This is a genomic window from Paraglaciecola sp. 20A4 (assembly GCF_011378905.1).
In the GTDB taxonomy this organism is placed as follows: domain Bacteria; phylum Pseudomonadota; class Gammaproteobacteria; order Enterobacterales; family Alteromonadaceae; genus Paraglaciecola.
On record NZ_WTPY01000038.1, the window covers coordinates 16,170 to 39,060 of the forward strand.

Consider the following 22,891-nt stretch of genomic DNA (forward strand, 5'->3'; position numbering starts at 1 on the left):
GTGAATCGTGTATTGGTAATCTGTATTAACGTGCGATTTGTCATCGTAAGCAGACGACACAACTTTTTATGCTATCAGTCCAAAATGAAACAGCCACCTTTTATTAAAGGTGGCTGTTAGGTACAACTAAGTTGTTGAAATGCCAGTTATTGCGGGGTGACTTTTAGCAGCAGTACGCCCTCTGATGCTAATTCAAAAGAGCTGCCCATCGCGTTGCTTGTCATCATGTTAGTGATAGACACTTTTTGAGCGTTGCTAAGTGATAAATCTAACGCAACCGTATTGTGCCCAACATTTAGAATGTTCACCAAGTAACTACCATCTGGCTGTTTAACTGTGCGCCATGTGGTGGTTTTGAAAGGCTCACTGTTATCTTCTTTTAACATCACATCAGGCATGCTGTCGGCGACTTCTGTCAGCGCAACTTGCTTGATTTTGGCAATATCAGCATTGGCATCGAGGGTAATCAGTTTGCCTTTACTTGCTTTGAGTGTCTGTTTGCGGGTTTGGCCGTACTCGTTCAGTCTCAAACTTATAGCATCAAGAATAATGGTGCCGCCCTGATCTAAATAAGATTGCAATGCCGAGAACTCAGCGTCATTGACGTTTGGATTATTGTAAACAACAACCGTATCCCAAGCGCTATTGTCTTGTTTTTCAATGATGTTTTTGGTAACAAAGCCTAACGGTAAACCTTCAAAGAACAGGTCTTCATAGAGGGCGTATTCTTTGGTCATGTAGTCATCGGTATTGATGGCCGTCGTTTCAGAGTAGAACAAACGTAGAGGGCGAGGTTGCTCCCTTAATTCAATAATCTCTTCTGAAAAGCTGTTTAGATCGAACATCACCTGGGTAACTTCGTTAGTAACTTGAGGCTGCATGTTGTTAGAGCCTGCATAAGCACCGGCTAAACCTGGATCGAAAAAGTCTAATTCACCTTCTAAGCGGTCTTCAGGTGAACCGTCTGGATCGCGGGCCCAAAACCAGCCCATGTTGGCATCCATACCCAATAACGTGGCTAGCCAATAAACACTGCGCACGTAGCTAGGGCGTGTGTCTAAATCTCGCCATTGGCCTGAGGATAAGAAATGAGATTCTGAGTTTATGTTAATTTTATTGGGGGCGACCGATTCCATAAAGTCATGGAACATCGCCACGTAGCCCCAATTGTAAGCATACTTCTCAATCCACTTTGATGATTTACCGGGCCTGATATTCTCGCTACCAAAGGATTTTGCGTCGTGGCCGACCATAGTGGTTAATTCCGCTAAGGCTTCGGTATCAATGCCGCCAGAGCGCACGTTATCCATAAACATACGGGGCATAATTTTAATATGCGTATCGGCATCCCCATTGACTGCATGTAACTCGCTCTGCATAAAGGCAAACCAGTTGGTACTTCTGTCCATGTTGTAGCGTGTCCAGTCGTACCAAATCGGCTTACCTAGTAATGCCGAATCAATAGGAATGTCAATTTGTACGTCATCGAAGCTCGCAAAGTTGCTGCCCCAATTGGTATTTAGCGAAGCCAGATCGCCGGCATATTTATCGCTCAACCAGTGGCGAAAATTATTCAATGTGTAAGATGAAATAGACGTCATCTCGTCAAAGCGCGCGGTCCAAAAGTCTTTCTCGGCAAACCAATGAGGCTCATTAGCGAGCACAAAGCCTAACTCTGTGACCTTTTTGCCTTTGGTTAGCTCGCCTGTCCTGCGGATGATTTTGCCCCACACGTCACGTGCCAAGGGGTTGTCTATGTCAAAGCCGGTAAACAGCGAACGGCCTTTACGTACTTCAGGCTCTTGCTCTTCGACCCACTCTGGTATGCCCATGATCCAATAATATAAAAAACCAATATTAGTGTCTGGAATGTCCGTGAGCTCTTTCATTAAGTCTTGATCAAATGTTCCGTCTTCTTTTAATAAAAAGGAGTTAATAGCACGGTCATGATCGACCTCATAGAGGTTCTCGCCACCGTGATACAAAGCACCTAAATGGTCATTGTAAACATCAGTGTTGGTCAGTGGTTGGCCAACCGATTTAGAAAAATAATCGTAAGGGAAAATAGGTTTTCCATTACTGATGAACATGTTGTCACCGGCTTTCGTGCCTTGCCAGTCGACTTTATTCACTGGGCGTCTTTTAATTTCACCACGTAATTCTTGACCAAGCTCGTCAATACCTTTGTCTAAAATATCGATGACTTTTTGGCGTTCAAAGCCGGGTAGATCTAACGCTAATTTTTCTTTGTCTTTAGCGTAGTAGCGCTCATAACCGAAGGCGGCTTCAATCGCTGCAGGATTAGCTTCATCCCAACTGGCGAATGTTAAAAATTGCTCAGAAAACCACTCTAGGGTTTCTTCTCGAGTTACATCAATATTTTTATTTCGCGCTTCATCCATCATGCTTTTAAGCGTGGCGAGCTTGATTCTTGCTTCATGTTCTAGCGGCGATAGAGACGACGCTTCTGCTTTTACAGGCGTTATAGTCGATTGTGATTCGCTGGACTGGCTGCAACCGACGCTCAGCACTAACGCAGAGGTGATACATGCGGCTAAAAAATGTGGTTTCATAATTCTCTCCTACTGTGCAACCTATAGGGCGTCGCAACATGTTAAATTTATGATCGTATATGTTAGTACACTGAACTTAATGTATCATATATGCAAACATCATATGTATCAATGATCGTTTATTGCCCATTATTTACTTTTGTATCGATTCGCTCATTATGCTGGCTAGCGTTATACGTATTGACAGGTTGCAGGCTTAAACCAGGCTATTGGTGTTCCATTGCAGCAAGATGTTTTGTCCCACCAAAAATAGCTATTTTTGGCACTGTAACAAAGCACACCGTCACTTGGTTTACGTCGCGCACAACGATCAAATTTATTAAATTTGCTAGCAGAAACGAATAATTGAAGTAATCATTGATGTAAGCGATTTGTGAGGGTTATTTGTGTAACACATTGAAATAAAATATTTTTATTGGAGTTACATTAAAAAGAGGTAGTCACGTAATCGCCACTACCTCTTGTCCAATGCTTATCGTTACTTAGTCTTAAAAGCTCGCGCGCACACCAATAGCGTAGCGTGCACCGGGTGATTCTAAGGAACCAAATCGGCTGTCAAATCTGCCACCAGAGCTGGTATACGAATTCGTCAAGTTAGTGCCTTCAGCAAAGACTTGAATGTTTTCTTCGATGTTCCAAGCGATACGTGCATCAAGTTGGTCATATTGATCAACAAATATTGGTTCTAATCCCGTTAAACGGTCAAAGTACTTTTGACGTTTGTTGTAGGCTAAACGTGCCTCAAATATGTCGTCATCATAAAAGAGCACTAAGTTTTGTGAATTTGATAATCCTGGCAATACAACACTATTGTCTGCATCTCTGGTATCAAACTCATCCGTAGAGTTAACGTAGGTTAAATTCGCATTTATACCCACATATTTAAGTAAACCAGGTAAGTATTCAAAGGTATGCTGAAATGATATTTCAGCGCCGTACACTTTAGTACTTTCAAGGTTTCGAGGGCGCGTAATTGTGAAAAATATTTGATTTCCCTCTACATTCGTCCTGTCTTCAGTAATGGTGCCTAGGCTATTGGGTTCAGGTAGTGTAATGGCCTCACGTGCCTCACCACGCACAATGTAGCCCTCTATTTTCTTGTGAAATAAACCCAGAGAAAATAGCGTTGAATCGTTAATATAAAATTCAGAACTAACATCGAAATTGGTTGAAGTGTAGGGCTCTAATTCTGGATTACCACCGGAGCCTCGCAAATCTGATAAACGCACTTCTTGTGGCGTTTGCACACCAGGATTTAGATCCCCTAGGTTCGGCCGGGTCAACGTTTCTGAATAAGATGTCCGTAATATTAAGGTCTCGTTAACCCGCAGCTTGGCATTTATATTGGGCAGCCAGTTATCGTATTTACTTTTTTGTGAAATTTCCACTGCATCAGAGCGTGTCACAGCCAGCACATCATTTCGTGAGGCGTTAGGCGTGAAGTCAGTAAATGTAGTCGCGAAACCTGTGGACGTTGTATCTGTTTCTGAATATCTCAGGCCAGTATTAACGGTCAGTTCCATATCGTCAATGTCAGTTGCAAATTCTGCATTTATATATAGCGAGGTGATGTCTTCTTCAACACTATAGCCTCTGCCTTTATCAATAATGGCATCAAAACCGTTTGGCCCTAGCTCTGCCGCCGAGGTGCCTGCAGGTAAGTCGTAGAGATTGTCTCGAATGGCTAGTGTCGCAGGGTCCTCGAGATAAGCAAGTACCTCTTCAACATTGTAAGTAATCACAGAAGATGGGTAGTTACCCGATACAGCATCAAGGTATCCATCCCGGTTTTTAAGGGATAGTAATGACTCAGGTAATGGAATAATACGATTCAAGTAAACGACGTTGGCTGCGCCAGTGTGGGCATCTGAATGTGTTTTCTCTTGTTGGCCGTAATATGCGCCAAAGCTGACAGAGCGCAAGTACTCACCGTCGCTAAACCATTCAAAATCAGCTTTGAGTTCATTGATGTGATCTTCGTCACCGTCGCCTTCTCTTTGTGAAAACCAAGATGATTGCTTAGTCGGATCGGGTTGGGTTATTTCACTTCCAAGCGTGTAATCAAATTGGTTAACGACTCCATCACCATTGGTGTCAGTGGCATTTGGAGTGAAATTATAGTTCGTTATAACCGGGGCGGGTAATCCAGCTGTGTTGTCGTAACGTTGTATAGCGGGTTCTCCTGCCACAACGACAAAGTAGTTTTTGCCTGCGTTGTCATCTTTAGCACGTGAATTTGACCAGTCAAACTTAGCGTTTAATGATTCAGTAATGTCCCAATCAAAATCAACGCCCAATTGAAACAGGTCTGAGTCACGGTTCGAGGCTAAAAAAGTACTAAACGGACGGCCAATTTGGTCGTACCGAGTCAGAATATTATTTTCGTCAGTTATCGCATTGTGAAACGTAGGAATTTCATTAAATTGCACCGCAGCAATAGACTGAGCTTTAACCTCAAATGCACTGTATAAGCCATCAATAGTCAATTTCATGTTGTCAGCAGGCACAAACTGAAATGCGCCGGTAACCCCAAATCTCTCACGATCCTCTTCTGCTCGAATATATTGTGTTTGTTGTTGATGGGTATAACTATCAACGCCTTCGTTGCCTAGCCCGTTTTCAAAAAGTGTCGCGCGTCTATCTGCATCATAAGTGCGGGTTAGATAATTAGCGCCTTCTACTTGATCATTTGCCGTCTTACGACCTTGATACGATGCGGAAAATAACAAGCCGATGGTGTCATCTGCAAATGTATTGGTAATTAAGCCAAACACTTGAGGTGCAGCTTCACCTGATTGCTCGTCGTATACACCACGAGCACTGGCCACCGCGGAAAACTTCCCGATATCGAGTGGCCTTTGGGTACGAAGATTAATTGTTGACCCAATGCCGCCTTCTTGTAATTCTGCAGATGAGGATTTATAAACGTCGGCTCCACCAATAAGATCAGCTGGCAACAAGGCAAAATTAAATCCACGGCCAGCGCTATCGGAGGCTATACGTCGCCCGTTTACTAGTACGGTATTAAATTGAGGACCGAAGCCGCGAACCGTAACCTGTTGGCCTTCGCCACCGCTTCGACTAATTGAAACGCCTGATATGCGCTGCAAAGACTCCGCTACGTTTGCGTCTGGAAATTTACCGATATCCTCCGCCACGATACTGTCGATAATATCGTTACTTTCCTTTTTCCTGTCTATTGCTTTGGCAAGGCTGCTGCGGATCCCCTTAACAACGATCGTTTCGGTATTATCCTCTTCAACTTGAGCGAAAGCGGGTAGAACAACAGTGCTGGAGAGAACGGCTAATATGGCGGTTGCTAATTTAGCTTTTCTGAACATAGTAAATTTCCTTGAATATCGGTTGTTAGATAATGTAGCGGCTAACGTATTTTGATTATCGTTGTACTTCACTTGAATTTAATGTGATGAAATACACGGCATTCAACATTGTATGTATTTAAACATATGATGTTTAAAATGGAAAGATAAATGTTGTTCAGTTGTTACCAAACGTTACAACGATGTTGAGATGATATCGTTGTATAATAAAACATAAAAAAGCCACACTGGCGGGAGTTCAAGTGTGGCTAAGGATGAATAAAGCTAGGTTTATTACACTGGTACAGCAGCATATTCGGCGAGTAGTATCTTCTCGCCCTCAGGCAGGCCATAGATTTCCTAAAGCTAGAATACGGCGTTGGAGACTCTCTATTGTGGTGGCACAGACTATTCTTTGTAGCCCTTTACTTCATTAATAAATTCAACCAATTGCCGTTGTGGTTTTCTGCAATATCGCGGATAAGATACCAGCAGCAGGTATTTTCAGATCCTAGTCTCTGATAGGTTTTTTGATAAATATATTTGTCATATTTAATCTAGCGCCACTCAAAAAAAGATATTGCAAGTACAAACATCATATGTTTATATTTGCTCTATGAACGAAATGACTTTTTATGATTTAAAGCAAGCGGGAACTATTTCTCACAGCATGTCTGTGCAAGTAGCGCGTGAGCTTGGTAGGCGTATTGTTGCTGGTAAATTTGAACCAGGCGCACTGATTGATGATGAAAATGCATTATCAGAGCGTTATCAGGTCAGCAGGGTAGTAATACGCGACGCAGTCAAAATACTCGTCAGCAAAGGGTTACTAGATGTTAGGCGAGGGATTGGCACTAAGATTAACTCACGAAACCGCTGGTTGATGTTAGATGACGATGTTTTGGCCTGGCACTTATCAGCGCCACCAGCCCTTGAATTCTTGAAGCAACTAATGGAAATTCGATTAGCATTCGAACCTAAAGCAGCCAGATGGGCGGCAGAGCGTGCGACGCAACAAGATATAGAGATAATCGCCGCTGCATATCAAGACATGGTGAAATATGAGTATCAGCATGCGAATGAGCTTTCGGTTACTAAATTCATCAAAGCAGATGCCATGTTCCACCGCGCTATATTGCTCGCAGCACACAATGAATTTTTACAAGACATAGAAGGTGTGATTTATTCAGCTTTGTTGGTCAGCATTCAATTAACCAATAAAGATCCTATCGAGAACGGCACATCACTGCCATTTCACTATGAAGTTTTCCAAGCTATTTCTAATCGAGACGGTGCATTGGCTGAACAATTAACAGACCGTTTACTGCGTGATGCTAGCGAGCGGTTACAGCAAACGGTTGACTAGAAAGTTGACCAACGAATAAGCGTCATGGGCGCTTTAAAGATAACTTACCTTTTTGAGGTTCACACAATGAAATCATTTTTCCATCACGTCGTCACAGCACTTTCTATTAGTGTGGCGTGCACTTCGTTGAGTTATGCCAAGCAGCCGAATGTCGTGTTTTTATTTTCTGATGATGCCGGATACGCCGATTTTGGCTTTCAAGGCAGCAAAACGATGCAAACCCCAAACTTGGATCAACTTGCCAAAGACGGTGTGCGCTTTACCCAAGGTTACGTGTCTGACTCAACTTGCGGTCCTTCTCGGGCAGGTATCATGACGGGGCGCTACCAACAAAAATTCGGTTATGAAGAAATAAACGTGCCTGGGTACATGAGTGAAAACTCTGCTATTAAAGGCGCTGAAATGGGGATCCCGTTAGACGAAGTGACGATGGGCGACTACATGAAATCTTTGGGGTATCGCACGGCGTTCTATGGCAAATGGCACTTAGGCGGTACGGATGAGTTGCACCCCATGAACCGTGGCTTTGACGAATTTTATGGTTTTCGGGGTGGTGATCGCAGTTACTGGGCCTATGAAGTCAATGCACCAGAGCGTAAGTCAGCCGTTTTTACCGACAAAAAACTTGAACACGGTATTGACCAATTTCAAGAGCACGAAGGGTATTTAACCGATGTGCTGGCCGAGAAAGCCAATCAATTTATTGAAAAAGCACCTGATAAACCGTTCTTTATCTTCCTATCATTTAACGCTGTGCACACACCAATGGAAGCCACGCCTGAAGACTTAGCGAAGTTTCCGCAGCTCAAAGGTAAGCGCAAGGAAGTTGCAGCGATGACATTAGCGCTTGATAGAGCCAGCGGCGCAGTATTAAACAAACTCAAAGAGCTGGGTCTGGAAGATGACACACTAGTGGTTTTTAGTAACGATAATGGCGGCCCTACAGATAAAAACGCCTCATCTAACTATCCATTAGCGGGGACTAAATCAAACTTTTTGGAAGGCGGAATTAGAGTGCCTTTCCTCGTTAAATGGCCTGCTAAATTAGCCGCTGGAAAGGTATACGACAAACCCGTTAGTACACTTGATTTGCTACCCACGTTCTTTAAAGCGGGTGGTGGTAAAGAAGCGATGTCTGAATTGGATGGCGTAGACTTAATGCCCTATATAACCGGCCAAAATATCGCTACACCTCACGCTAGCATGTACTGGAAAAAGGAAACGCGAGCGGCTATTCGCCAAGGCGACTGGAAGTTATTACGTTTTCCAGACCGTCCTGCAGAATTATATAACCTAGCGAGTGATATTGGTGAGCAACATAACTTGGCCGCCCAGGAGCCTGAGCGTGTTAAACAAATGTTCAAAGATTTCTTTAGCTGGGAAATGACGCTTGAGCGCCCATTGTGGTTACTCAAACGTCAGTTTGAAGAATACGACTTAAACCGAATGGACAAATACCGAGTGCCGAGCCGGTTAGAATAAAATTAATGCCTAGCTCTAGCTCTAGTCCAAGCCCAAGCCCAAGCCCAAGCCACCGGTTCCATTTAGCCTATTAGCTTAAATAAATTCGGTGTTTAATAAAAAGGAAATGCACGTATTAATTCTGTTAATACGTGCATTTTCTGCCTTCACTTTTAGCACGAAGTAAAAGCCCGCTGCCATAGCTAACGAATATACTAGGATCACGCCACAAGACGTTTTGTGTCCTACCCTTGGCCAAACGGACTCTGTTTCCTATCTTTGAACGAATACAATCTAATCCCATCCCGTTCCATTCCACGTTAATAAGTGATCACTCAGCGAGAGTTTAAAAGGGCTTAAACAAGGCACATGACTGAATGAATAGTTGTTCTTTTTCGAAGTCATGCAACGCAGTGTAAGCCCTTTTAAAACTGCCTGAAAGGAATGCCCCAGGGGCTTTTGCTCTGCGTTCTCACTATTTGAAAGGGAACAACCATTACGAGATAGCGACGCCTTAATCAAAAACCGCTGGATGCATTCTGCGGGGGGTACTTATTAATATGAATTGATATAATTGCAGCCCTTCGTTTTTAACGCTTCTCAGAAATATGTGATTTTAGTTAACAATTTAGTCACGAATACATATTGTTAATTCAAACATCATATGTTTAAATGTATGTATATTCCTTATCCATTTAGTGACTCGTATTAAAGGACGGACATGACTCTTTCAAAAAAAATGTACATAAATGGCGCGTTGCATAGCGGCCACTCATCGGCTCTCGTAATCAACCCTGCTAATGATGAAGCGGTCGCTAAGGTAAGTATTGCCGATGGCGCACTTGCGCTAACAGCCCTACAAGCTGCTGATGCTGCCTACGACAGTTGGTCGAGCACGCCTATAAGCGAACGGGTCGACTGGATGATGAAACTAAAAGCAGCCCTTAAAGAAAACGAAACGCACTTAAGAGAGTGTATTCATCTTGAAATGGGCAAGAGTTGGGCGAGCACACAAGGCGATTTTGAAATGCTCTTGGACAGCCTTGACTTTTTTGCCAATGATATTCAAAAACAAGCAGCTGAAACCCTAGAAGACAAAGACGGTACGCATTCACATGTGCTTGTACGGGAATCTGTTGGCGTAGTTGCTGCCTTTTTAGCATGGAATTTCCCACTGTTAAATTTAGCCTACAAGTTGGGACCTGCATTAGCGTCGGGTTGCCCAATTGTAGTGAAGCCTTCTTTAAAAACGCCACTTTCTGCATTGGCCGTTGGCGAGATTTGCCAACAAATTGGTTTGCCGCCAGGTGTAGTGAATATCGTATGCGGGCCTGACCAAGAAATTGGTGATGCGATTTCGTCGTCACCTATTCCAGCTTTGCTAACGCTCATTGGCTCTACCGAAACCGGTAAGCATGTTATGCAGCAAGGGGCAACGTCGATAAAACGTTATTCGATGGAGCTAGGTGGTAACGCACCTGTACTTATTTTTGACGATGCTGATTTAGACTTAGCCGCGGATATCGTGTGCGGACTTAAGTTTGAAAACGCTGGGCAGATTTGCGTCGCGCCAAATCGCGTATTCGTGCACAGCACAGTGGCAGACGCTTTTTATCAAAAAGTATTGACGCGAACCCAAGCGATAAAAGTGGGCTTCGATCGTAACGGTGCTATTGATATGGGCCCGGTGATCGACCAGCAAGCATGGCAACGCATTGATGGCTTAGTCAACGATGCAGTGGCAAAGGGCGCTGAGGTACTTATTGGCTCGGGGCGACCTGAACATTTAAGCAAAGGCGCGTTTTACGCACCTACCGTGCTTAAAAATGTCTCCCGTGACGCCAAGATTTATCGTGAAGAAGTGTTTGGCCCTGTGATCAGCATATTAAGCTTTGATGAAGAAGGCCAAGTGCTTAGCGATGCCAACGACACAGACGCAGGGTTATCTTCCTTTATATTCACCGCAGACGAGGAACGCGCCCAGCGCATTGCTAAGCGTTTACGTTTTGGTGAGGTGCATGTGAATGGCGTGAAATATGCCATTTATTTACCTCATTGCGGTGTTAAGCAATCCGGCGTGGGCGTTGATTGCTCACATCTTTCACTAGAAGAATATTTTACCGTTAAGCGCATCTCTACTGCGTTAGGCAAAGGACAAGCATAATGAAAATTACTCAAGTTATTAGCCACGTTTTACAGTACGACTTAGACGAAGAGTTAGGCTATTCGCAGCAATATTACTTTAAGCGCACCACGCACCTCGTCGAAATACGCACAGATATTGGCGTGACCGGTTGGGGGGAGTGTTTTGGCGGTGGTAATATTGCGCTGGCCAATAAAACCATTGTTGAGAAAGTGATTCAGCCGATGATCCTAGGGATGAACCCATTGGATCGCGAAGTGATCTGGCATAAAGCGTATAACTTGATGCGAGACCACGGCCAAAAAGGCATGCCGATCCAGTCATTGTCAGGCATTGATATTGCCCTTTGGGACATCGCCGGCAAGATTCATAATCTTCCTGTTTATCAATTGCTTGGTGGTGCATTTAGAGAAAAAATTGGCGTATACGGTTATGGCATGATGTTACAGCGTGTACCGGATTTAGAGCACCGATTCGAGCTTGAAAGCGCCGCCATTTTAGATAAAGGCTTTAAAGCCATGAAAATGAAGATCGGCCTTGGGGTGGAAAAAGACGTGCGTTTAGTCGAAGCTGTGCGCAAATCCATTGGGCCCGACGTGCCATTAATGGTTGATGCTAATCACGCCTACACAACGCGCGAAGCGATACCGTTAGGCCGCGAATTAGAACGTTTAGGTGTAGCTTGGTTTGAAGAGCCCGTCGCACCAGAAGACCTGCAAGGCTACCGTGATTTGTGCGAAGCGCTTGATGTAAACATTGCGGGTGGCGAAGGTGAGTTTACTGTGTGGGGGTTCCGAGATTTAATTAAGAACCGCTGCGTAGATATACTTCAGCCAGAAGTGTGTGGCTTAGGCGGCATCACGCAATATCAAAAAGTGCTCGCACTGGCCCAAGCGCATTTCGTGCCGGTTGTTAACCATGTTTGGGGCTCAGCCGTTGCAGTGGCCACCAATATGCATTTATTGGCTGCGTTACCGGACTTCCCGGGGGCTGCACATCCTGTACAACCTATGCTCGAATATGACACCACACCTAACCGATTCCGTGAAGAGTTACTGGTCGACTCATTAGAGATTAACGAGCAGGTAAAACGAAATGACGGGTTTGTAGGATTACCAAAAGGCCCAGGTCTGGGTATTGAGCCGAACCGAGACTTCATTAAAAAATATTCAGTAGGGAATTAACCCCTATGATTGATTTCAATCAAGCAGCCTTAATTTGCGTTGACTGGGGTAGCTCTAATTTACGTGCATACCTTATCGATATGCAGGGGAACGTGTTAGCGCGCCTGCAAAGCGATAAAGGTGTGTTGAATTTCAGTGCGGGGCAATATGGCCCTGAGTTGAGTGCGTTATTACAGCCTTGGCTGAGCGTAAAATCAGTACCCGTTATGTTGGCGGGCATGGTTGGCAGCGCGCAAGGTTGGCAAGACGCAGGTTATGTAGCCTGCCCAGCCACGTTAACCGACTTAGCTCAGAATTTATCCCCAGTCGTAAATTCTGTAGCAAACGGTGAACAGCTTCAAGCCTATATTGTGCCTGGCGTAAAAGGTCTATCCAATTTCGGCCAAATCGATGTGATGCGCGGGGAAGAGGTGCAAATTTTTGGCGCACTATTAGCGAGCAAGCGTCAGTTGGCGCGTGAAGCCCAAAAAGGCCAAGAAACGGAAGACGGGCAAGAAAGTCCAAGCGTGTTTGACTCGCAACTGGTGTGTTTGCCAGGCACGCATTCTAAATGGGCCAAGGTTACATCAGGGGGAAATGAATCTGACTCCCATGGCGCGTCTAGCATCACGCAATTCAGTACCTACATGACCGGAGAGTTATTTGCGCTGCTCAACACGCACAGTATTTTGGGCAAAATGTATCAGCACGCTGCTAACACCAATAACGCTGACGCGTTTGACGGTGAAGCATTTGATGAAGGCGTAAAAACAGCGCGTGCGCCGGGCTCGTTATTACACAAATTATTCAGCGCTAGAAGCAAGGTGCTTAATAAAGAGTTGCAAGCCTCTGGTGTGCACAGTTATTTGTCTGGAATGCTGATAGCCACCGAAGTATTTGACATGCTGAGTGTTTATCAAAGCAGCGATATCAGCGCGGATGAAGACGTAAAAGCAGAGGAGTCTCTCGCACCGATTATCATCGTGGGCGCGCCAGCGTTAAGCAAACTTTATCAACGCGTGATGGCGACGACAGCGTTTAGTGTGCATTGCATCGATGCTGAGGTGGCGTCTTGTTTGGGTATTCTCAATATTGCCAACGTCGCCGGTAAATTGTAATTCGCAATACTATTGATACAAGGGTTATCTGACTGTTCAAATAGTTAATTACGTAGCCATTAACATGGCGATTTTCGCAGTAGCCCGCACGACAGTTTACGCGGCGGGTTAATAACATTTTTAAAGGAAGCACAATGAGTTCAATGACATTTCAAGCCGCCATGAATGCACTACCACTGATTGCGATTTTACGTGGGATCACCCCTGACGAAGTGGTAGCCGTGGCAAAAGCACTGCAAAAAGAGGGGTTCAAAATTATTGAGGTGCCGTTGAATTCACCTCAGCCTTTTGAAAGCATTAAGCGCTTAGTCGAGACGTTTGGTGATGAGTTAATTATTGGTGCAGGGACTGTTTTAAGTTGTGCACAGGTAGACGAAGTACAAAAGGTTGGAGGGCGAATTATGATTGCCCCTAACGTCAACCCAGATGTGATCCGCCACGCAAAAGCGAGAGGGCTGTATTCAGTACCAGGCTTTTACACCGTATCAGAAGCGTTCAGTGCCATTGAAGCGGGTGCAGATGGGGTTAAACTCTTCCCAGCAGATACCCTTGGTGCAGCTGGCCTGAAAGGCATGATGGTGGTATTACCCAAAGATGTGCCTGTGTTACCTGTAGGCGGCGTATCAAACGAAACCATGAGTGGTTTTGTTGAGGTAGGAGCGGGAGGTTTCGGTTTAGGCTCAGGCTTATACAAAGCAGGCATGAGCGTGGAGCAAGTCACTGAAAATGCCCGAGGTTATGTAACTGCATGCCGCGCTGCACTGGCAAACAACAAAGCTTAATTGAGGGGGTAACCTTTAACACTTCTCATAATTAATAATAATAAATCAGGTGAGTCAACGCACTGTGTAGATAGCTACTGTGAAGTTATAGCGCAAACGTATCGACTGACCGCTAACCAAGTTGGAATGTAAAATGAGCTACAGTGAAGTCGACAGGAATGTTACTAAGTTCGCCATCATCGCCGCATTTGGCGGGTTTGTATTCGGTTTAGATGCGGCCAATATTTCAGGTGCGTTACGCTTTGTAAATTCACAATTCGAACTCAGCAGCATGCAAACCGGCACGGTGGTTGGGGTGGCTATTTTGGGCGTCATATTAGCCCTGCTATTCACTGGATCATTCTGTGACAGATTTGGTCGCCGCAAAGTGCTGTTGGCTATCGCGCTGACCTATTCCTTATCTACTTTGCTATCGGCCTTTGCCACTAGTTACACCATGCTGGTGGTGGGGCGTTTTATTGGGGGAGTGGCGTTTGCCTCCATTACGGTGTCAGCCATGTATATCGGCGAGATAGCGCCGGCTGATAAACGCGGTAAGTTTGTTTCAATTAATCAGTTACTCATCACCCTTGGTAGTTTATTCGCGTTTCTAGCCAATTATTGCTTGGTGTTATCCATGGACAGTATCGCCTGGATTGACAATGAAAACGTGTGGCGTTTAATGCTCGGCTTTGAATTAGTGCCAAACATCATTTGGTTTTTGCTGTTGTTAACTGTGCCTCGCTCGCCCAGGTGGTTAGTTGCTAAAGGGCATTTAGAAGAAGCCCGTGAAGCATTTGCAAAAATAGCCCCGAAAGAACAAATAGAAGGCTTGATCCTATCTGTGCAAGACAGCCTAAATAAAGAGTCAAAAAACACACCGCTTACCCAGTTAAAAACACTCTTCAGTAAGCGCTTTACGCTGGTGTTATGCGTCGCATTTGCGTACGCCATTGTGCAAGGGGCAAGTGGCATGAACGCAGTGCTTTTCTATGCGCCAACGGTATTCGAGCAAATCGGCATGTCAGTCGAAGACACTTTTATGCAAACCGTTATTTTAGGGCTAGTTGCAGTAATCTTTACCCTAGTAGCCATACGATTTGTCGAGAAATGGGGACGACGTAACCTGACCCTAATCGGATTATTGTTTATCAGCATTGCGCACACCTCTATTTGGTATGGATTTAAGTCTGCCCATTATGAGTTGAGCCAAGAGTCAATCGTCAAACTTCAACAAAGCGATATAGATGTAACGTTACTGGAGCCACTCGTAGGTAAAACCTATGCAACAGACGTAGAGCTAAAGCGTGAGCTAAACGCCATATACAGTAAAAAAGACTTACCTCTGGTCAGTGGCGCCATTATTAATTCGACCATTAGTATTAACGCATTCTTTGTTCTGTTCGGACTCTTTGCATTCTTAGCTGCATTTAATATGTCGATAGGGCCTGTGATGTGGGTGATATTTTCTGAGATATTCCCGAATAATGTGCGCAGTGTGGCCTTACCTGTGGCGGCATTTGTACAAAGTATCTCCAGCTACGTGATACAGCAGTTCTTCCCTTGGCAGCTTGAGAATTTAGGTGCGGCCAATACGTTCTTGAACTACGGCATTATCGCGTTTATTGGCATGTTAGTGATGGCCAAAATATTGCCGGAAACCAAAGGCAAAAGCATTGAAGATATTGAACGTGACTTAGTCGGAGTGAAGTAGCAGAAAACAAATCCGAAGGCCCTTATTCACTCAATGATGATTAGACTACGCTTCACTATCCTAAGTGAAACGCCCTGTTCGAAGTCGTCGGGGCGACCATTTGGTGCAGAGTGTTGTGAGGGCTGGAGGTCAAAGATCTCTGGCTACACGATTAGCTGGCTAGTTATTACGGGAATATAGTTTTGATGCGATGAATGCCCCAACAACCATCTCAGCCCACGCTAGAGGGAACACAATAAAAGCTGTAGACCAATCGCCTAATCCGGCATTGACTGTAGCTATCCAGAAAACACCTATCGTTGCGAAGCTCGTTGTTGTGCCTGAAATTAATGTCGATTTTAAATTATTGCCAAATACTTGAGCACACAACCAAAAAGTGAACACTAATATCGCAGTTAGGAGGGTATCCCACCCCCCCCAAACTAGGGCTATTCCAATATCAAATTTATCAAGTCCGTTCAAATCTACACGTCCATCAAAGAACGCTTCCATTCTTGGAAATGCAACGAAAAGCGCTCTTAAAACTTCACCTATGTGTATCCAAATACTTGTAATAAGTGTTATGACTATGAACTGCTTTGCTACAAATTTATTTTGCATAAAACTCTACTCTTTCGATGTGTGATGACAGCTAACGACCCCCTTATAATATTAAGCGGATACAATAATATAGACACGCATGGCGCTATTTGATGTCTTTTATAACAGTAGGCATTTCGACAAAAACTAACCAAGCTGTTACCTACAAAGTATAACATCACGCGTGATATTCGTAGCTTAGACGATTTGCTTAAAAAGCAGTGTCCCAAGCGCCATACACTTCATCAACCTCTGCGTGGAATGACTAAAGCGAGAGAACTGTTAAAGCGCGCCTACAACCTGCTTCAAAAAAATTCACCTGATACACAATATTTAGTGACCTTGGCTCGCCCATGAAAAATCTACTTGCTTGCTTTCTATGTTATCACTGTCAAATAGCCCAGTAAAAGCAGCCTAATCGCACAGGCAAAAGACGTTTTCTTATATTACTTCCGATTAAAAACGATGTGAAAAATATTCTCCATAATTACATTAATAAGTTTTTTTTAAAAAACAAAGTGAGACCAGACAAAATTACATAATAGGTAGCGACCTAGGCATTATTCACTTTCCTCGCTCCATCTCTGCGCTATCAAGGGTCGACATGCGTCACTTCACTCTTTAGTACTTCTGAGCCCTTTGCAGGAAAACAAGACTGTTAGTTCATATATTATTTCATCTAAATTTAAACATCATATGTTTGCAATTATGATACAACCACGTTAATGTATTGTTGAACAGTCAATATGCTATCCGGTATTTGATAGCTGATGAACAATTTGAATGAAGTATGGCGCCCAAGTAACAGGTTAAGTTAAGTCTAACCTGCAAGGGAGCGAAGCATCTGAAATGAATAGGAAATGTATTGTGAACAAAAAATATGCCCACAACAAAGCCATTAATGCCAATAGTAATAGCCCATTTGTAAAATTTCGCAGCATCAACATTGGTGATTGCCAATGGACAGAAGGTTTCTGGGCGGACAAATTCAAGCAAGCCGAGACCATTATGGTTCCCCATATGGGTGAGTTGTTAAAAGGGGATATCGGCCATGCTTACAATAATTTCAAAGTCGCTGCCAAGATGCAAGATGGTGAAGCAAAGGGCATGTTGTGGCACGACGGCGACTTCTATAAGTGGATGGAAGCCTGCATTTATGTTTACGGTATCAATAAAGATACGGCGTTATTAACTGAGTTAGATGAGATTATCAGTGTGCTAGCAAGCGCTATGTGTAGCGACGGTTACTTGCACACACACAACCAAATACTCGGTAAGCCCCGCTGGAAAGCAGTATGTGATCATGAGCTATACAACAGTGGTCACCTTATTTTAGGGGGTGTTATTCACCATCGCGTTACCGGCCAAACTAACTGGCTCGACTTATCTATTAAACACGCTGATTACCTGTACGGAGTGTTTGAATCAAAAGACCAAGAATTAGCTCGTTTTGGTTTTAACCCCTCTCAAATCATGGCCTTGGTTGAGCTGTATCGCGAGACAGGCGTGAAAAAATATCTCGAATTAGCGGATATTTTTGTGACGATGCGTGGCTCTGTTCCTATGGACTTACATGACTCTGTACCTTATTGGTTTACCGGGGATCAGTGCCAAATGAAAACGCCTTTAAGGGAAGAGACCGAAGCGGTTGGCCATGCTGTTACCGGCATGTACTTATATTCTGGTGCAGCAGACGTATATGCAGAAACGGGTGAGAGCGCATTGATCGACTCCCTGCAAAGCATTTGGTCTAGTGCCAACGAGCGCAAAATGTATATTACGGGCGCACTAGGCCAATGCCATCACGGTGCTTACGATGACCAAAATATGATCCACGAAGGGTTTATTGACGATTACCTTATGCCCAATTCTACTGCTTACAATGAAACCTGCGCGAATATATCTAACGCCATGTTCAACTGGCGTATGCTCGGCATAACCGGTGATGCTAAGCATGCCGATAACGTTGAATTAGTCCTGCACAATAGTGCGATGGTGGGCATTAGTGCCGATGGCGAAAAGTATTTTTACGCAAACCCACTGCGTATGAATTTCGGCCAGCGTGATTATTCTGATCATTGTGATTGTACTGAATCCCCCGATAGAGAAGCCTACATAGAGTGTTTCTGCTGCCCGCCAAACCTCGTAAGAACCATAGCGCAAGTATCGGCGTGGGCGTATAGCCTTACGGATAATGGCGTAGCGGTTAACCTATTCGGTAGCAACAATTTGAACACCAAACTGCTTGATGGCAGCGATGTGACTTTAAGCCAGGTCACTAATTTCCCTTGGGATGGTTCAATCAGCATTGAGGTAAAAGCGTGCAAAACTGAATCGTTTGACATAGCCGTGCGTATTCCAGGCTGGGCGAAAGGCGCGAGCGTTACCGTTAACGGCCAAGCGATAAGCGGCGTTAAAAATGGTGAATACCTGACCTTGTCGCGCGAGTGGTCTGTAGGCGACAAAATTGCTATCGAGTTACCGATGAAAACCACGTTTGTAGAAGGCCACCCTCGTATAGAAGAAATTCGCAATCAAGTTGCCGTTAAGCGTGGGCCACTTGTTTACTGTATCGAGACACCAGACTTGCCAGAGAATACCGGTATTTTGGATGCTTATATTGCGTCTGACGCTAAGTTTGATGCCCAGTTCGACCAGAGCTTTTTGGGCGGCATGACGACCATTAAAACACAGTTGTTGGTGCGCCAAGACAATACGCAAAATATGTATGATGAAATTCAAAAACCTGCATGGGAATCATACCAGACCCAGTTCATACCCTACTACGCGTGGAGCAACAGAGGTACAGCAGAGATGACAGTATTCGTTCCTGTTGTGTGGAAATAGCCCACAGGGCAGTTAACCTTTTTCGGTGATGTGCACCGGTAGGCTAATCGAAGCGCCACTCACGTTTTGATTAGCCTTTTCTATGCTTGGCTTTTTTCTAACGGCTCTTGTGCTAAATGGCGCTTCAAGTAAACGACGCTTTTGGTAAAAAGCTTTCTCAGTAAAAGAATAGAGCTACAAACAAATGTATTGACCGCTAGCGCGCTGGAATCGAGTTGGCGGCACTGACCGTGCTATTCAATATTTGAGTAGCCAGTATTGGAGATATGTATGACGACGTTTAAAAATTCAACTTGCGCTTTTTTACTGCTTGGCACCTCGGTGACTATGGTTGGCTGTGGAACTGCCGCTAATCAGCATACAAAAGTAAATCACGCCCAAGTAGACGTCGCGAAAACACCAAGCTCGTTATTCAGTGAAACTACCGGTGTGCTGCCTGCGTCTAAACGTGCCAGAAGAAAGTGGGATGGGCCAATTGTGAGTGATTTAGACGGCAATGGCTGGCAAGACCTACTGCTGACCGAACATGCGGACGAAGTGCTGATTTTTTGGAATGAAGGAGGCCAATTTAGCGCACCAGATACCCTACTGACAGGGGATATGCACGGCACGGGTATTGCTGATTTTGACAACGACGGCCTACTGGAAGTCATTATTGCTCAAGGTGGTGGCAATGGCAGCAACCCAAGAAAGCCCAAACATATTGAGATAACAAAAGCCCGTCAACTGACTGACAACAGAGTATTAAGCCACTTTGAAAAAGGACGAGGGCGGGCGGTGAAAACCTTGGATGCAAACCAAGACGGAAACGTCGACCTCTTTCTGACGGGCTTTGCGACCCCTGAACAAGCGAAAGCCGGCGCGAATCATCTGTACTCAAATGACGGTACAGGCGCGTTTACCTTTGAGGGGAATTTACCCTACTCACAACGGTTAAGTTACAAAACCATAGTGACGAATATCAATGATGATAATGACCCCGATGTAATCATTTTCGGTGGCGGGGAAATGGTTGCTGCCATTGGCGGGCCAGATTTTGAGTTCAAAGAAGCAACTCAAGCTGTGTTAGGGGATACTTACAAAACAACTGAGATCAGTGCCATTGCCCAGCTAGATTACGACAACGATGGCGACCTTGATTTAGCGATCAGTCGCGCTAAGCATCAATTTAGCAATCAGCTTTTTTATGATAAAGCGCAGCAACGCTATGCTTTCTTTTCGCGATTTCAGCCACTTCTTATTGATGTCTTATCCATTTCTGGCAACTTTAAACTGGTTAATTTACAAATGGCTTACCCTGATTTCGATATATACCTAGGCGAGCAAAAAACAAAGCTAGAACTGGCAGGACGTGACGACATCGATAGCTACGAGTCAGACGTAAGCGGCAGTCGAGAGCTCGATATTAATCAGCTGCAGGCATTAGGCTGGCCGAGGGATATTTGCCCTGAAGGCGTTAAGATGAATGATTTACTAAAAGGATCAAAGCCTGGCTTGTATATCGGTTATTTAGGGGGCGATAAATGGCGTATCTGCAGTCAAACGCGCTCCCCAACGGCGGGGGTTGTATTAAATGTCACTGATGGCCCTGCGCCAAAGGCCATTGAGCCGCTACCGGTTAAATTATTAGAAAACCAAAATGGGCATTACGTTGAAGTAACCGCTGCTAAGGGGATTGATATTCAGGAGCCCACCGCAAGTGTCGTCGCTGCCGATTTTGATAATGACGGCTGGACTGATTTATTGTTTATGAAGTATGGCAACATGGCAAAGGTGCATAAACCGACTTTGTATATGAACAACAAAGGTAACGGCTTTGTTGAGAACAAGGAACACGGCATTGTTATTAACGATTTGGGTTCGACGGGTGCGGGCGCAGATGTTATCGATTTCGATAAAGACGGCGATCTCGATCTTGTTACCGCCAATGAACGCGGCACATGGCGACTATTTGAAAATCACACAGCCAGCCAATCTAGCCATCACTTTATGGGGGTTATTGTGGGCGGTTCTCCCTCAGGAAAAGCCACGCAATTAGGGGCTAAAGCGACACTAAAAGCGTGCGGCAGGCAATGGCAGCAACAAGTGGGCGCATCGTCTTCTGCCTACGCTGACACGTACAACAATCAGTTGTTATTCGGTCTAGGAAAATGCGCACAAGTGGATAGCGTAAAAGTACAGTGGACCAATGGCGAATCTCAAATTTATTCACCCAATATGATTGATGGTTATTTTGATACCACCACGGCAAGGTAATAGATCCTATCGTGATATTGATGTTAGTTCACATGAAGACACATTGAACTCTGGAACTTTATGCATGATGCACTTCGACATGTGACAGAGGTTCAGCATCCCTCTGTTACAAAAGCCTGGCCCAAAAGCCTGTCACATTTGGATTTTACGAACTCACGGCACTGGTTCTGTGGGCTGTAGCGTTATGGAGGGGATCCCCTCTGTTTGATAGGAAATCAGGACTTAGTTTTGTCTCTACAGCGAAGTTCCAGCAATCCACAGCCATAATTTACACCCTTCTTGCTATTCCTGGCTTTCACAGAGATCCTGATATTCTCGATAGGGGGCTGAGTACCGAGTTGCCACCCCGCTGTAATATATAGATTTGGGTGGTACGTAAATCAGCATGGCCTAGTTGATCTTGCACGGTGCGAATGTCTGCACCTGATTGTAATAGATGGGTAGCAAACGAATGACGCAGGGTGTGGGGCGTAACATGTTTATGAATTTTTGCATTAAATGCGGCATTACGAACACTTTTTTGAATTGTTGTCTCGTCGCAATGATGCCTTCGCAACAACTTGCTCTGTGGATCTACTGCTAGTTTTACACTTGGGAAAAGGAATTGCCAAGGCAGCGTGCGAGTCGCCCCCTGATACTTAGTACGGAGTCTATTTGGCAGGTAAACGCCTGCATAGTCTGGATGGGCGATGTCTGAATGTAAATACTGCTCAACCAAAGTAATTTGGCGGCGAAGTGCCTGATGCAGCTCAGGTGCCAAGGTGACTACCCGATGTTTACCGCCTTTTCCATACCATATTTTTAAGCATGAAAAATCAAAGTCCACGTCTTTTACACGTAAACGTACCGCTTCCATTAACCGTAACCCGCTGCCATAAAGTAATAACACCAACAATTTATGTTTTGCGTTAATCACCGCCAAAAGCGCTTTTACTTCTTCGATTGTTAACACAACGGGTAACTTCGCCTGACGACTACTTCTAACAAAATTCAATTTAATATTTAAGGGTTTATTAATAATATTATGGTATAGAAAAACTAAGGCATTAAGCGCGCTAGCCTGCGTGCTAGGTGCTGAATCTAATTTAACCACCAGATAATTTAAAAACAGTTCTACCTCATTATCCCCCATTTGCGCAGGATGTTTTTTTTGATGAAAACAGATATAGCGGTGGATCCAGTGAACATAACTTTCAATGGTCTTCTTGGCGTAATGCCGCTGATACATAAATTCTGATATATGGGCTAAAAAAGGGGATTTAATCATTCCATTGCTGCTCTTTTAACTGTAATTATATACAGTTATAGTTCTGCCCCCGTATATATGCAAGATCTTAGGTAATTGCCGCATTTCCCCCGTATCGAAATACGGGAATCAGAAAAACACTTTATATTGTAATAACTTACTTTATATGACTAAAATAGTTGAAAAATATATACGGCGAACGCCCGTGTTTAAACACGGGCGTTTGCGTCTTATTAATATTGTTGAACTAAGCCGCTGCGCGGAGCCTGTAATTTTTTACCTTTGAGTCACACTTATCTGTGGGCATGAGCCCAATTAATCGGAGATAAGTTATGACCCCTTTA

13 protein-coding genes are annotated in these 22,891 nt (G+C 44.4%); 9 read left to right on the top strand and 4 right to left on the bottom strand.

Annotated features, from left to right (window positions below; genetic code table 11):
* Nucleotides 1-146: 146 nt before the first annotated feature.
* Entirely contained in the window at nucleotides 147-2,573 is a 2,427-nt protein-coding gene (locus GQS54_RS20915; RefSeq protein WP_166425864.1) for a glycoside hydrolase family 42, read from the bottom strand.
* A gap of 488 nt (nucleotides 2,574-3,061) precedes the next feature.
* Complete coding sequence (locus tag GQS54_RS20920) at nucleotides 3,062-5,914, bottom strand: TonB-dependent receptor (protein WP_166425865.1); 2,853 nt, start codon at nucleotides 5,912-5,914, stop codon at nucleotides 3,062-3,064.
* A gap of 595 nt (nucleotides 5,915-6,509) precedes the next feature.
* Between GQS54_RS20920 and GQS54_RS20925 the strand changes: the two genes are divergently transcribed.
* From GQS54_RS20925 to GQS54_RS20955, 7 genes are all read left to right on the top strand, one after another.
* Nucleotides 6,510-7,259: a FadR/GntR family transcriptional regulator gene (locus tag GQS54_RS20925; protein WP_166425866.1), complete on the top strand. Its 750-nt coding sequence runs from the start codon at nucleotides 6,510-6,512 to the stop codon at nucleotides 7,257-7,259.
* Nucleotides 7,260-7,325: 66 nt separating this feature from the next.
* A complete protein-coding gene (locus GQS54_RS20930; protein WP_166425867.1) occupies nucleotides 7,326-8,741 on the top strand; it encodes a sulfatase in 1,416 nt (471 codons plus the stop codon).
* 700 nt (nucleotides 8,742-9,441) lie between these two features.
* Nucleotides 9,442-10,884: an aldehyde dehydrogenase family protein gene (locus GQS54_RS20935; RefSeq protein ID WP_166425868.1), complete on the top strand. Its 1,443-nt coding sequence runs from the start codon at nucleotides 9,442-9,444 to the stop codon at nucleotides 10,882-10,884.
* Complete coding sequence (locus GQS54_RS20940; protein WP_166425869.1) at nucleotides 10,884-12,047, top strand: mandelate racemase/muconate lactonizing enzyme family protein; 1,164 nt, start codon at nucleotides 10,884-10,886, stop codon at nucleotides 12,045-12,047. The genes GQS54_RS20935 and GQS54_RS20940 overlap by 1 nt, the downstream gene beginning before the upstream one ends.
* Before the next feature lie 5 nt (nucleotides 12,048-12,052).
* Nucleotides 12,053-13,144 (top strand): 2-dehydro-3-deoxygalactonokinase, encoded by a 1,092-nt coding sequence (locus GQS54_RS20945; protein ID WP_166425870.1) that lies wholly within the window; start codon nucleotides 12,053-12,055, stop codon nucleotides 13,142-13,144.
* A gap of 134 nt (nucleotides 13,145-13,278) precedes the next feature.
* Entirely contained in the window at nucleotides 13,279-13,926 is a 648-nt protein-coding gene (locus GQS54_RS20950) for a 2-dehydro-3-deoxy-6-phosphogalactonate aldolase (protein ID WP_166425871.1), read from the top strand.
* Nucleotides 13,927-14,059: 133 nt separating this feature from the next.
* Nucleotides 14,060-15,619, top strand: coding sequence for an MFS transporter (locus GQS54_RS20955; RefSeq protein WP_166425872.1), 1,560 nt, complete (start codon nucleotides 14,060-14,062; stop codon nucleotides 15,617-15,619).
* 159 nt (nucleotides 15,620-15,778) lie between these two features.
* Here the strand turns inward: GQS54_RS20955 and GQS54_RS20960 are convergent, their stop codons facing one another.
* Entirely contained in the window at nucleotides 15,779-16,219 is a 441-nt protein-coding gene (locus GQS54_RS20960) for a hypothetical protein (protein WP_166425873.1), read from the bottom strand.
* Between the two features lie 846 nt (nucleotides 16,220-17,065).
* Here GQS54_RS20960 and GQS54_RS20965 point away from each other — a divergent pair.
* Nucleotides 17,066-19,045 (top strand): beta-L-arabinofuranosidase domain-containing protein, encoded by a 1,980-nt coding sequence (locus GQS54_RS20965; RefSeq protein ID WP_346766596.1) that lies wholly within the window; start codon nucleotides 17,066-17,068, stop codon nucleotides 19,043-19,045.
* Between the two features lie 270 nt (nucleotides 19,046-19,315).
* Entirely contained in the window at nucleotides 19,316-21,301 is a 1,986-nt protein-coding gene (locus tag GQS54_RS20970; protein ID WP_166425875.1) for a CRTAC1 family protein, read from the top strand.
* 295 nt (nucleotides 21,302-21,596) lie between these two features.
* On the opposite strand, the gene GQS54_RS20975 is transcribed toward GQS54_RS20970, so the two are convergent.
* Complete coding sequence (locus GQS54_RS20975) at nucleotides 21,597-22,568, bottom strand: integron integrase (protein WP_205967870.1); 972 nt, start codon at nucleotides 22,566-22,568, stop codon at nucleotides 21,597-21,599.
* Nucleotides 22,569-22,891 lie beyond the last annotated feature (323 nt).